At 51.3% G+C, this 12932-nt stretch carries 12 protein-coding genes; all 12 read left to right on the top strand.

The genetic code is table 11. The features are described 5' to 3' along the window. The first annotated feature begins 20 nt into the window (after positions 1-20). Positions 21-1130 (top strand): 2-oxoacid:acceptor oxidoreductase subunit alpha, encoded by a 1110-nt coding sequence (locus WC980_08160; GenBank protein MFA5795018.1) that lies wholly within the window; start codon positions 21-23, stop codon positions 1128-1130. Then, the gene (locus WC980_08155; GenBank protein MFA5795017.1) at positions 1120-1866 is read left to right on the top strand and encodes a thiamine pyrophosphate-dependent enzyme; all 747 of its coding nucleotides are present in this window, start codon (positions 1120-1122) and stop codon (positions 1864-1866) included. The genes WC980_08160 and WC980_08155 overlap by 11 nt, the downstream gene beginning before the upstream one ends. 29 nt (positions 1867-1895) lie before the next feature. Next, complete coding sequence (locus WC980_08150; GenBank protein ID MFA5795016.1) at positions 1896-2432, top strand: 2-oxoacid:acceptor oxidoreductase family protein; 537 nt, start codon at positions 1896-1898, stop codon at positions 2430-2432. Between the two features lie 160 nt (positions 2433-2592). Further along, positions 2593-4491 (top strand): TonB-dependent receptor, encoded by a 1899-nt coding sequence (locus WC980_08145; GenBank protein ID MFA5795015.1) that lies wholly within the window; start codon positions 2593-2595, stop codon positions 4489-4491. 38 nt (positions 4492-4529) lie between these two features. Beyond that, entirely contained in the window at positions 4530-5456 is a 927-nt protein-coding gene (locus tag WC980_08140) for a YdjY domain-containing protein (protein ID MFA5795014.1), read from the top strand. A gap of 130 nt (positions 5457-5586) precedes the next feature. Further along, positions 5587-6570 (top strand): hypothetical protein, encoded by a 984-nt coding sequence (locus WC980_08135; GenBank protein ID MFA5795013.1) that lies wholly within the window; start codon positions 5587-5589, stop codon positions 6568-6570. Positions 6571-6685: 115 nt separating this feature from the next. Further along, the gene (locus WC980_08130; protein MFA5795012.1) at positions 6686-7981 is read left to right on the top strand and encodes a prenyltransferase/squalene oxidase repeat-containing protein; all 1296 of its coding nucleotides are present in this window, start codon (positions 6686-6688) and stop codon (positions 7979-7981) included. Positions 7982-8737: 756 nt separating this feature from the next. Then, positions 8738-9631, top strand: coding sequence for a phosphate ABC transporter substrate-binding protein (locus WC980_08125; GenBank protein MFA5795011.1), 894 nt, complete (start codon positions 8738-8740; stop codon positions 9629-9631). A 6-nt stretch (positions 9632-9637) separates the two neighbouring features. Continuing rightward, entirely contained in the window at positions 9638-10504 is an 867-nt protein-coding gene (pstC, locus tag WC980_08120; GenBank protein ID MFA5795010.1) for a phosphate ABC transporter permease subunit PstC, read from the top strand. Next, on the top strand, positions 10501-11352 hold the full coding sequence (gene pstA, locus WC980_08115) for a phosphate ABC transporter permease PstA (GenBank protein MFA5795009.1): 852 nt from the start codon (positions 10501-10503) through the stop codon (positions 11350-11352). The genes pstC and pstA overlap by 4 nt, the downstream gene beginning before the upstream one ends. Beyond that, positions 11346-12092, top strand: coding sequence for a phosphate ABC transporter ATP-binding protein PstB (pstB, locus tag WC980_08110; GenBank protein MFA5795008.1), 747 nt, complete (start codon positions 11346-11348; stop codon positions 12090-12092). The genes pstA and pstB (WC980_08110) overlap by 7 nt, the downstream gene beginning before the upstream one ends. Beyond that, the gene (gene pstB / locus WC980_08105; GenBank protein ID MFA5795007.1) at positions 12093-12845 is read left to right on the top strand and encodes a phosphate ABC transporter ATP-binding protein PstB; all 753 of its coding nucleotides are present in this window, start codon (positions 12093-12095) and stop codon (positions 12843-12845) included. Positions 12846-12932 lie beyond the last annotated feature (87 nt).

Genomic DNA, 12932 nt, shown 5'->3' with positions numbered 1-12932 from the left:
ACTCCTTTGTGGTGAGGACTATGCATTTTATCCAAGGCAACGAAGCCTGCGTCCTGGGCGCCATGGCCGCAGGCTGCCGCTTTTATGCCGGTTATCCCATCACGCCTTCCAGCGAGATAATGGAACACATGGCGGCAAAACTGCCCGATGCCGGAGGTGTTTTTATTCAGATGGAGGACGAAATCGGCTCCATCGGAGCGGTAATCGGCGCCTCCTGGGCCGGAGCCAAGTCCATGACGGCCACATCCGGGCCGGGCCTGTCGCTGATGATAGAGAATATCGGTTATGCCATAATGACCGAAACGCCCTGCGTCATTGTCGATGTTCAGCGGGCCGGGCCATCCACCGGCCAGGCTACCAAGGTTGCTTCTGGCGATGTCATGCAGGTACGCTGGGGCGCGCACGGCGATTACGAAATCATTGCACTGTCACCCTGGTCGGCACAGGAGATGTATGACCTGGTCATCAGGGCGTTTAACCTGGCCGAGACCTACCGCATCCCGGTATTCCTGCTGGCTGACGAGGCAGTCGGCCATATTAGGGAAAACGTTAACCCACATAAGAAATTCCGAATAATTACGCGTCCGGTTAAATCTAAAATGCCGCCATTCGGCACCATAGCCGGTAATAAAGTTACGCCTATGCCGCGTTTTGGACAGGGGCTAAAACTTTCTGTTACCGGCTCTACCCACGACGAGTGGGGTTACCGCCGGACCCAATCTCCAGCCGCCCAGACCAAGCTGGTCGAGCGGTTCTGCAATAAGATAAAAGATAACGCCGACAAGATAATTGATTATCAGGAATATTTCATCCAGCCGGATACGGAAATACTGCTTATCGCCTACGGCATCACCGCGCGCAGCGCCTTGCGGGCTGTGGAACAAGCCCGGGAATCCGGCATCAAGGCCGGCCTGCTCCGGCTTCGGACGCTTTGGCCTATGCCGGAAAAGCGATTTGCCGCTATTGCCAGCCGGGTAAAAAGGATTATCGTGCCGGAACTTAACCAGGGCCAGTTGATACGCGAAGTCCAGCGCTTTACCGGTATCCCCACCATACCGATGAACAAGACCAGCGGCGAGGTTATTACCGCTAACGAAATATTCGAGGTTATAAATAATAATGCAAGATAAAATATCCGGCAATCTATCCAAATATATCCGCGCTAAAACGTTCCCGACGCCGTTCTGTCCGGGCTGTGGACACGGGATACTTATGCATGCGATACTCCGGGCCATAGATGAATTGAAATTGGATATTGATAGGATAGTATTTGTTTCCGGCATCGGTTGCGCTGCTTGGATACCCAGCCCGCACTTTGCCGCGGATACTATGCACACTACGCACGGCCGGGCGCTGGCCTTTGCCACCGGTATAAAAACAGTTAATCCCAAACTAAAGGTAATAGTAATCAGCGGCGATGGAGACCTCTCATCCATCGGAGGTAATCATCTTATCCACGCGGCCCGCCGTGATATCGATATTACCGTAATCTGCGCTAATAACTCCATATACGGTATGACCGGCGGACAGGTCGGGCCGACCACGCCGCATATGGCTAAAACTGTTACCACGCCCCGTGGTAATCCGGAAAAACCGTTTGACCTGTGCCGGCTGGCCAAGGGCGCCGGGGCCGGTTATACCGCCCGGGCCACCGTATCAGACGTCCGAGAACTGGTTAAATATATTAAGATTGGGATGAATCACAAAGGGTTTTCTTTTCTGGACGTCATATCGCCCTGCTATACCCAGTTCGGCCGGCGCAACCAGAATATCTGTGGTGATTCAGCGTCCCTGATGATTGGTAAAGTCAGGGATATGACTAGCGATACGCCGCAAGAGGATAAAATCTGCCTGGGAGAGTTTTAGACGCAGATTATTTTTAGTATTAAATTGATATGAAACGAATAGAAATCTGGATAGGCGGTATAGGCGGACAGGGCGTGGTATTTGCGGCCAACCTGCTGGGCCAGGCGGCCAGCCTGCAGTATCCTTATGTCGCCGCTACAGCCCATTACGGGCCGGAAAGCCGGGGCAGTATTACCTCAACCGAGTTGGTTATTTCCCGGACCAGAGGCATCAACTATCCTTACATCGAATCGCCTTCTATCCTGCTCCTGATGCACCAGAAGGCGTATGATTATATCGCACAGCATCCGGCTGAGTTCAAAAATACGCCTACCCATATTATATACGACAGCACCCTGGTCAATCGGCCCAAGCTGGCCAAGTCTTCGAAAACATCGGTTATCGGCATACCGGCCACCGGTATTGCTATGGATAAATTTAATAATACCGTTATTGCCAATCTTATCTTGGTCGGTAAGCTGGTCCAGGCTACGGGCATTGTCAAAAAAGGTAATGTTTTCAAGTTCGTCAAGGCGGACAAATCAGGCTCCCTCCAGGCATTGGAAATCGGCCTGTCAGCCAAATAACAACATTTTTAACAAAAATCAGTAAATAAAATGAACTTTTTGCCGTATTTTACGTTTAATATATATAGGGGGTGGTATTTCCCTAAGCTGATGCTACGGGAGGATTTACTTTAACAGGTATTAGGTAGTATATAGAATATAAATAACAGAATGGAGTGATATGAGAAAACTTTATCAGGTTATTGGCGGAATGATTATTTTAACAGGAATAGTAACAACGGTTAACAGCCAGACATATTTATCTCAGGCAACAGACGAAGTGGTTGTTACCGCAACCAAGACCGGGCATCAGGTCGAAGACATTTCCGGCGATGTTACGGTTATCAGTTCTCGTGAAATCAGCGAATCCAATGCCCAGACGGTTGACCAATTACTGGCCAACCAGGCCGGTATGAACGTTCAGGGCGGCGATTTTCCCGGTTCCAAGCCCCGGCTCGACGCTCGCGGCCTTTCCGGCAACTACGGAGCTCAGCGGGTGCTGGTGCTTATAGACGGCCGGCCGGTTAACGAGGAATATATGGGTGATGTTGATCTGCGGCTGATTTCGACCGATAATATCGAGCGAATAGAAATTGTGCGCGGACCGGCCTCGGCTCTTTATGGTTCCAGCGCCGTCGGCGGGGTGATAAACATCATTACCAAGTCGTATAAAGAAGGCCAGACGGCCGGACTCAAGACCACAGTGGGTAGTTTTAATACCTATAGCACCGCCGTAAACCACGGTCTAAACTTAGGTCGGATGGATTATTTCATCAGCGCCGGCGACCGTTCAACCGACGGTTACCTTAAAAACACTGACGGTTCGCCTAGGAACTGGGCTTCCCAAAACGCCTCAGCTAAGGCCAATTGGAAATTGAACGACCAGTCGTCCATAAACCTGGCTTTGGGCCGGGATGACGGGCGGGGACGCGAGGATAATTTCATCCGTAACCTGGCCACCGACTATATCAACCTTACATATAAGAATACTTGGTCTAAGGGTTCACCGTCTGATTTGGCAGTTCGGATTTACCGCAACGGGCTTGACCAGCAACTGGAATGGAAAGCTTTTCCCTTTACCGGCCGTTACGACCAATCCACTCTAGGCATCCAGGCCCAGCAGTCGCTCCAGCCGCTCAAGAACCAATTGCTGACCATCGGCGCTGACAGCAAGACCGAAGACGTTTTGGTTAAAGAGGCCAATGGAACGATAGACGAGATTATTAATTCGCAAGCTCTCTATGCCCAGGACGAAATATCGCTTATGCCCGGACCATCCGGCAACGCCATGATATTGACCTTAGGTCTGCGCTACGACCGGAACGAGGAATTTGGAAGTGAGCTTTCGCCCCGGGTAGGCGCGGTCTATCATCTTGACCAGAAAACCACTCTGCGTGCGGCCGTCGGCCAGGCCTACCGGGCTCCGGCGGTTTCGGACCTATACCTGCCGGTAACGCCTTACGGGCCGATAACATTCCAGGGCAATCCCGATCTTAACCCGGAAACATTATGGTCTTACGAAGTCGGCGCCGATTACAAACTAAACGCCGACCTGTCCGGACATCTGACCCTTTCCCGGTCCGCCTTAAAGGATGCTTGGGACTATATGCGCGATCCGGATAATATCTATCGCCCGCGTAATGTCACCCGGATGACGGTTGATGTCATCGAAGCCGAAGCCAAATACCGCGTCATTGAGCAGTTGGATATCACGGCTAATTACACCCTGAACGATGCCGTATATGAAAAGGCCGAGACCGACCCGGCTATTGAAGGCAAGCGCGTTGAGGAAATCCCGCTCTGGCAGTCCAGCCTGGGTCTGAGATTTCAGGCCAACAGCGTTACGGCGATAAATCTAAAGACTCGTATAACCGGACAGCGTTACACCGACCCGGCCAACACCGCCGCCAGCCGGCTAAATAAAAACGCCGTTACAGAATTAAACCTGTCTTCCGAAATAAATAAGACCAGCTCGCTCTTCATTGCGGTGCATAACCTGTTCAATCGCCAGTATAAAGAGGTGATAGATTATTATCAGCCCGGACGCTGGTTCGAGACCGGCTTTTCACTTAAGTTTTGATTGAATTTTGGGCGGTAATATTATATAAATGAAAAGATATGAGATATTATCTGCCGTTGCTGGTCCTGGTGCTGGTTTTTTTCGGCCACATATTTGCTGAGGATAACCCGGCTAAGGACAACAAGCCTGACCGAGCTGAGCAGTCAGGCGGATCGCTCTCGCCCACCGCTTTATCAGCAGTCACTCCTACTGCCGAGACCGAGATTCTGACCCTGTCGGCCGGCGAGCGGGTGATTTTTAATATTATTCGAGACGATAAGGGCGTGGTAAAAGACAAGCGAATAGACCGCATCGAGGTGGACGGTGTGCTGGCCAACCCGTCCTGGCCGCTGGAATTCTACGCCTGCGCCGAAAACAGCGGCAAGGAGCACGAAACGCTGGTAATAATGTTCTGTAAGCCGCAAAATCTGCATCTTGGGTTGATCCTTATGGGGCTCAAAGAAGAGCCGGACGAGCAGTCGCTCCAGGCGTTCGGCGACCCCAAACTGCCCGGCGGCGATATCGTCCAGGTCTTCATCGCCTGGCAGGATAAGGACAACAAGCCGGTCATTTACGCGGCCGAGGATTTAATCATCAATAATATAACAAAGAAACAGATGCCCCGGATCGGCTGGGCTTTCACCGGATCCAAGTTTGTAGATGACATTGACTATGATACCGGCCGGCCTACCGGACAAAAGATATACCAGGCTAACTACAGCAAAACCGTTATGGCCACCTGGCACGATTCCACCGCCATACTCAACGACCCCACCTCAGGCGGGCATTACTCGCCTTACACGGAAATCCTGCCCGAACGTGGTACCAGGGTGGTGGTTACCTTTAAGGTTCCAGACGAAAAAGAGTTGGTTCAGCTCAGGAAAAACCTCGAAGAAGAGATGAAATTACGTAAACAGCTCGAGGAGGAATACAAGAAGAAACAGGAAGAAGAAAAGTCCAAATCCCAGGTTCCAAATCCCAAATAATTAATAACAGCTTAATCTGCTCAATCAGCGTATAGTTCGGCTGTTAGAACAAAGTGAGTTATCAGCCGACTATACCTGGCAGTAATTCGTACCGCTTTTAGCGGAGCTCAAACTGCCAGCGTACAGAATTATGCTTGATTTTATCAAATCGGTTTCGAGACGGCTGGCCCGGCGGGTTATCTTTGCCCGTGCCTTCCAATGGGGCGCTTACGGTGCGGTCTTGGCAGTTTTATCGGCGTTGGCTTCCAAACTTATTATTCCCGATTCTCATCTTTTATTTTTCATATCTTATTTTTGCGTTACTTTAGGTTTGGTTATCGGTGTCGTTATCGGCATCATCAACCGTCCATCGCTTATGGATACGGCCATATTCCTGGACGAGAAACTGGCCGACAGAAATTATCTCAGCACCTTCGTCGAATGCGTCAATAAAGCATCGCTCAACCCGGTGGAAACAAAGCTGTTGGATAATTCCGGATTCCAAATCTCCGCTTTAACAATTGCTTATAAATACAGCAACCTGATAATGTTCTTGATCGCTGCCATCGTCCTGGTTATCATCCAGCAGACGCCGCTGCCTTCATTGGAAATCCAAAATCCAAAATCCGAAATCAGAAATAATGCCCAAATCTCAAATATAAAAACGGAAGTGAAAACACTGCAGGCTACAGCTGGTAATACAAGCAATGATTTGCTGGCCAAGATAGAGCAGCTGGTGCGTGAGATGGAGCAGGGCAGCGCAACGCCGTCCGCCATACTGGAGAAGATAAATGAATTCAGCCCGTCCGCCAGGGACTTGCCCCGGGACAGCCCGGACGCGGCCCGGATACGGGCGCTTCTTGACAAACTGCAGGAATATTATAAAATCGCCGAAAATAAGCAGGATACAGGTTTCTCGCGTGCACCGTCTTCAGCGGGACGAGCCAATGCCCAGGCCGGCTCGGGCGATACCAGCGGACAAACAACAGGTGATAATCAGTTGAATCAGCTTAATCCGCTTACTAAAGAACCAGAGGTGACCCCGGCGTACCTCAAGAAGATTTACGAAGAGGCTATTACCCGGCCTTCCTGGCCGGCTGAATATGACGAGGTGATAGAGAAATACTTTAAATAATGAAGTTACCCCGCAACTTAAAGTAAGTGCGGGGTCTAAGAGCCTATAACGCTCTATCGATGTCATTAAATGCCATCGCTATAGCTAACAGGCTCTAAGAGAAGAGGAGTGTTTTATGAAGAACGTATGGATAGTGGTGGTTCTGGTTTTAATCGGAGGGTTGATTGTCTGGTTGTCCACGGTGATACAGCCGATAAGCACGCCATCGGAGAAACCGGCGGTAGCCGAATCCCAAAAAGCGCCAGAGGCACAGCCGGTCAGCGCCCCGCAGCCGGTTGCGGCCAAGGCCGAGCCCAGCCCGTCCCGCAAACAGCTGGACGACATCTTCAACAAAGGGCTGAAATACTTTGTGTCCAAGCAATTGTCGGACGGTGCTTTCCCGGACCTCGAAGGCAAGTCCGATGTGGCCTTCACGGCTATGGGCCTGATAATCCTGGCCGAATCGCCCGAAGACACCCGCAAGCAGTATCAAGTGCAGATAGTATCGGCCGTCAACTACATCCTGCCTCGGCAGGAGCCCACCGGCGCGGTCATAGACGCCAAGAAATTCCCGGCCTTCGAAATTTACAAAACCTCGCTGGCCCTGGTGGCGCTTAAAACCGTCCAGCCATTTATGGAAAAGTCCGTAGCCGATAGGATAGAACCGGTGGTCAAGAAAGCTACCGATTACCTGACCAAGTCGCAATACGGGCCGGAATCGGCCGACAAGGACTTCGGCGGCTGGGGCTATGACGAAAAGAAGGGCAACCCCAACGCTAACCTGTCCACTACCGCCTACGCCATGGATGCCCTGCACCTGGCCGGGTTGGCCAAGGACAGCGATACCTATAAACGGGCCGTGGAATTCCTGGCCAAGATACAGGATTCCAGCGAATACAACAAGTTCCGGGCCACCGAGAATACCGGCGGGTTCGCCTATTCACCGGTCGAAAGCAAGGGCGGCGAAAAGACCACTCCGGACGGCAAAAAGGTTCTCGTTCCCTACGGCTCGATGACCTATGCCGGTCTGAAGAGTTTCATCTACGCCTATATTGATAAGAACGACCCGCGGGTCCAGGCCGCCTATAACTGGATAAGGTTAAATTACACATTGGACGAAAACCCCGGCCTGCGCACCGACGCCGAGCCCAACCTGGGCAAGCAAGGATTATTCTATTACTACCACACCTTTGCCAAATCGCTGGACGCCTACGGCGAAAAGACGTTAGTCACGGCCGACCCGTCTGTTGTTCCGGCAGGAAAGAAAGAGCATCTTTGGGCGAACGAGCTGGTCGACAAGTTAGCCGTGATGCAGAAGCCCGACGGCTCCTGGTCTAACGAAGTCAGCCGCTGGTGGGAAGACTTCGCGCCCCTGGCCACATCGTATAGCCTGATGTCGCTCAATATCTGCCGGAAGTGGACTGGGGATTAGAGGCGGTTTCCGCCATAGGCGTAAACAGACCACCCCCTACCCCTCCGGGGAGGACCCCCCTAGGGGTATATCCCCCCCGGGTTATCTATGGGGACGGCAAGTGCTTCCTTTGCCTCACATACCGTAAATCCCTTATGCCCGTGGCATAATGGACTTGTGCCACGTACATAATAGTCTTATGCCGGTGGCATAGTATATTTGTGCTACGTACATAATAGTCTTGTGCCGGTGGCATAGTATACTTATGCTACGTACATAATAGCCTTGTGCCGGTGGCATAATATACTTGTGCTACGTACATAATAGTCTTGTGCCGGTAGCATAGTATACTTGTGCTACGTACATAATGGACTTATGCCGGTGGCATAGCAGACTTATGCCGGTGGCATAAACGGTTTAAACCTATAGGAAGAGAGTTGGTTTTTGTGTTTTGCAGGCTTGTGCACTGAGAGCAAAGCCTCCCGCAGGGGCAATTTTTGTCACTTTGCTCCCAAAAACCCCGGATTTTAGGCAAAAAGTGCCGATTTTTGTCACTTCGGGATGCTAGACTGTTTTTACAGAAAACCAGCAAGCTTTGTTTTAGCGGATACAAACATCCTCTATGCTTTTTGACTTATCCCCACCACATATTGGAAACAGGTCAAAAGATGGCTTTATCATAAATTAACCCAATCTTTATCATTTCTTAACACGCTTTTTTTATAATACCGGCGTGTTAAATAGTAGTATGTATAACCGTATGAAAGGAGTCCACGTATGTTAAAGAAGGTATTGATAGTGGGGTTGATAGGTTCAATGGGTATTCTGGGGTGCGGCCGGGATGACGCGGCCAGGCAGGCGCGGAACGAAACCAAAACCAGCATTCAGATTAAGGGTTCGGATACCATGGTCAACCTAGTCCAGGCCTGGGCTGAGGTATTTATGAAGAAGAATCCCCAAAAACAGCTGGCCGTGACCGGCGGCGGTTCGGGCACGGGTATTTCCAGCTTAATCAGCAATACCTGCGATATTTGCATGAGTTCCAGGAACATCAAGGAAAAGGAAATCGCCCTGGCCCAGCAGAAGGGCGTGAATCCGTTTGAGATAAAGGTAGCCCTGGATGGGCTGGCCGTGGTGGTTCATCCGTCCAATCCGATCAGTAAACTGACCCAGGCCCAATTGGCAGACATCTTTACCGGTAAAATTGCCAGCTGGAAAGAGGTCGGCGGCAAAGATGCTAAAATCGTCATCCTGTCCCGCGAGGTTACCTCCGGCACGCATGTTTACTTTAAAGAACATATCCTGCGCAAAGGCATTGCCAACGGCCCGGAGGAATTTGCTTCCAGCGCTTTGATGCTGCCTTCTTCACAGGCCATCGCCGATGAAGTAACCAATAATCCCGATGCCATCGGTTATTACGGCATGGGTTATATCTCGGCCAAGCAGAAACCGATATCGGTGGCAAAGGATGAGAAATCCGAATATGAAGCGCCGACCACCGAGAATGTCATCAGCGGCAAGTATCCTATCTCCCGGCCGTTATTGCTTTATGTAAACGGCCAACCCAAGGGCCTGGATAAAGAATTCATAGATTTCGCGCTGTCGCCCGAAGGTCAGGAGATTGTAGTGAAGACGGATTTCGTCCCGGTGCAGGATAAACCGGTAAAATAAGCATTTATGCGCAAAATAAAGGAATTTGTTGTAGAGAAGCTCATTTTTCTTTGCGGCATTGCCTCGATAATCTTTGTTGTCCTGATTCTTTTGTTCTTGTTGAAAGAAGGATTATCCCTTTTTGAATACGTCGGTTTCGGCGATTTTGTGTCCGGCCGCAAGTGGTATCCCATTTCAGAGCCGCCCCTGTTGGGTATTCTGCCGCTGATTTTGGGTTCGGTGGTGGTGACCATCGGCGCGGCAATCATATCCGTGCCCATCGGCGTGGCCTGCGCCATTTACATCGCCGAAGTGGCGCCGGCGAGAATAAAGGATATCCTTAAGGCCGGTATTGAACTGCTGGCCGCCATACCATCAGTGGTGTTGGGGTTTATCGGTATGGTCACCCTGGTGCCGCTGGTCAAAAGCGTTTTCCAACTGCCCACCGGGCTGACGGCCTTATCCGGCTCGATTATGCTGGCCTTTATGGCCATGCCGACCATAGTTTCGATTGCCGAAGACGCGCTTTATTCCGTGCCCAAGAGTTATAAAGAAGGCGCCTTCGCGTTGGGCGCCACCCATTGGCAGACCATCTGGCGGGTGATTCTGCCGGCCGCCGCGCCCGGAATCCTGGCCGCGGTCATGCTGGGCATCGGCCGGGTGGTGGGCGAGACCATGGCCGTGATGATGATTACCGGCAATGCGGCCAGCATCCCCAATGGATTCCTGCAGCCGGTCCGGACAATGACCGCGACCATCGCGGCTGAGATGGGCGAATCAGTGGTGGGCAGCGAGCATTACTTCGCCCTGTTCGCCATCGGGTTGATACTTTTTGTAATCAGTTTTGCCATTAATTTAACGGCTGATTTATTCTTGCACAGGAAAAGACAATGATGATGAAACCGAAAATAACCCAGAAAATCGCCTTCTTCTTTTTCCTGTTGGCGACTCTTTTAATCGTCATCCCGGTCGGGCTGATAGTCTTTATCATTGTTGTCAAAGGCGCGCCGGCCATCAGTTGGGATTTCCTTTTCAGCATGCCCAAAGACGGCATGCGCGCCGGCGGCATCTTCCCGGCCATCATCGGAACGATATGCTTGGTGGTGGGCTCAATTGCCTTTGCCTTGCCGATAGGGGTTCTGGCGGCAATTTATCTGAGCGAATATTCCAAGGACAATTTATTGACCAGAATAATCAAACTGGCTATCGTCAACCTGTCCGGAGTGCCCTCGGTGATATTCGGCCTTTTTGGATTGGCTTTATTCGTGGTTTTTCTGGGGTTCGGCGCGTCGATTCTGGCCGGTTCGCTGACATTGGGAATAATGGTCTTGCCCATAATTATAGCGGCTTCCCGCGTGGCGCTGGAAAGCGTACCGCAATCGTTCCGGGAAGTCAGCCTGTCCTTGGGCGCTAGCAAGTGGCAGACTATCCGGCATATCGTCCTGCCCAACGCCATTCCCGGCATAATGACCGGCACGATTTTAGAGATCGGCCGGGCGGCCGGCGAAACCGCTCCGATATTATTCACCGTGGCGGCTTTTTACCTGCCCCAGTTGCCCAAATCAATATTCGACCAGGCCATGGCTTTGCCCTATCACCTTTATGTCATATCCACCCAGGTGCCCAATGTGGACGAGAAAATCAGGTATGGTACGGCTCTGGTCCTGCTGACCCTGGTATTGTTCGTTAATTTAATCGCCATTATTATCCGTTATAAACTGAGGAAGAGGAAAAAGTGGTAAAATTCGACGTAAAGAACTTTAACGTCTGGTTTGATAAGGTTCAGGCCTTAAAGGATATTAATATCCAAATCCGGGCCAATGAAATACTGAGCATTATAGGCCCGTCCAACAGCGGCAAGACTTCGTTTCTGCGGTCGCTTAACCGAATGAATGAAATCGAAACCAGCGCCAAAACCGGCGGCGTGATTGAATTGGACGGCCAGGATATTAAAGACATGAATATAGAACTGCTCCGCAAGAAGGTGGGGATGGTATTTGCCCTGCCGCTGCCGCTGCCTTTATCGATATTCGATAACGTGGCCTACGGCGCCCGGATGCACGGGATAAAAAACAAGCAGAAGCTTCAGGAGATTGTTGAGCGGGCGCTGAACCACGCTTATATCTGGGATGAAGTCAAGGACCGGTTGGATGAATCGGCGTTCAAGCTGTCCGGCGGGCAGCAACAGCGGCTGTGCATTGCCCGCACCCTGGCGGTTGAGCCGGAGGTAATTCTGTACGACGAGCCCTGCTCCGGCCTGGACCCGATTTCCACCGCCAAGGTGGAGGAAACCATGCTTCAGCTTAAAAAGGATTACACCATCGTGCTGGTGACCAATAACGTCAAGCAGGCGGCCCGGGTGGCCGACCGGACGGCGTTTTTCCTGTCCGGCGAACTGGTTGAGCTGGATAAGACCGATAAAATATTTACATCTCCGTCCGACCAGCGAACCGACGGTTATGTCAGAGGAAAGTTCGGATAAATGGAAAAGATATCAGTCAAAGATTTGAACCTGTGGTATGGCAGCTTCCAGGCCTTGAAGGATGTCAATGCCAAGTTCGAGGAAAAGACCATTACGGCCATTATCGGGCCTTCCGGCTGCGGCAAGTCCACCTTGCTTCGGGTCTTAAACCGGATGAACGATTTGGTCGAAGGCGTGTGCACCACCGGGGAAGTGCTGGTTGACAATGAAAATATCATCGATCCGGAGACCGACTTGGTAAGATTGCGCAAGAAAGTGGGTATGGTATTCCAGCGGCCCAATCCGTTTCCGTTATCAATTTATAAAAATGTAATCTTTGCCGAGAAGATTCACTGCGATTCCGACAAGAATTATTGCGATGAGGTGGTGGAGCGGAGCTTAAAGTCGGTTCTACTGTGGGATGAGCTTAAGGACAAACTCCACGAGTCGGCATTAAGCCTGTCCTTGGAGCAGAAACAGCGGCTGTGCATTGCCCGGTTGATTGCCGCCAGGTCGGAAGTGGTGCTTATGGACGAACCCTGCTCGACCCTGGACCCGCAGTCGACCATGCGTATCGAGGAGCTGATGCGCGAACTCAAGAAAGATTATACCATCGTGATTGTCACGCACAATATGCAACAGGCGGCCCGGGTATCCGATGACACCGCTTTTATGCTTTTGGGCGAGTTGATAGAATTTAACAAGACCAGTCATCTATTCACCCATCCGCATGATAAGCGGACTGAGGATTATATTACCGGCCGGTACGGCTAAGCGGTAAGCGGGCGTTGCGTCCAGCCCGACGGCTTATGGGCTTGTTAACCGGATATGTGCCTGCGGCATTTGATATTTTGCCTGATT

This window comes from Candidatus Brocadiia bacterium (genome assembly GCA_041658285.1).
Lineage (GTDB): Bacteria > Planctomycetota > MHYJ01 > JACQXL01 > JACQXL01 > JBBAAP01.
Note: the sequence above shows the minus strand (reverse complement) of the source record. Positions and strands in the feature narration are given on the sequence as shown.

Bases quoted from the DNA above. Each gene is read 5' to 3' on its own strand.
- WC980_08130 (MFA5795012.1), top strand. From the start codon at position 6,686: ATGAAGAACGTATGGATAGTGGTGGTTCTGGTTTTAATCGGAGGGTTG.
- WC980_08140 (MFA5795014.1), top strand. From the start codon at position 4,530: ATGAGATATTATCTGCCGTTGCTGGTCCTGGTGCTGGTTTTTTTCGGC.
- WC980_08150 (MFA5795016.1), top strand. From the start codon at position 1,896: ATGAAACGAATAGAAATCTGGATAGGCGGTATAGGCGGACAGGGCGTG.
- WC980_08160 (MFA5795018.1), top strand. From the start codon at position 21: ATGCATTTTATCCAAGGCAACGAAGCCTGCGTCCTGGGCGCCATGGCC.
- pstC (MFA5795010.1), top strand. From the start codon at position 9,638: ATGCGCAAAATAAAGGAATTTGTTGTAGAGAAGCTCATTTTTCTTTGC.
- pstB (MFA5795007.1), top strand. From the start codon at position 12,093: ATGGAAAAGATATCAGTCAAAGATTTGAACCTGTGGTATGGCAGCTTC.
- WC980_08135 (MFA5795013.1), top strand. From the start codon at position 5,587: ATGCTTGATTTTATCAAATCGGTTTCGAGACGGCTGGCCCGGCGGGTT.
- WC980_08125 (MFA5795011.1), top strand. From the start codon at position 8,738: ATGTTAAAGAAGGTATTGATAGTGGGGTTGATAGGTTCAATGGGTATT.
- WC980_08145 (MFA5795015.1), top strand. From the start codon at position 2,593: ATGAGAAAACTTTATCAGGTTATTGGCGGAATGATTATTTTAACAGGA.
- WC980_08155 (MFA5795017.1), top strand. From the start codon at position 1,120: ATGCAAGATAAAATATCCGGCAATCTATCCAAATATATCCGCGCTAAA.
- pstA (MFA5795009.1), top strand. From the start codon at position 10,501: ATGATGATGAAACCGAAAATAACCCAGAAAATCGCCTTCTTCTTTTTC.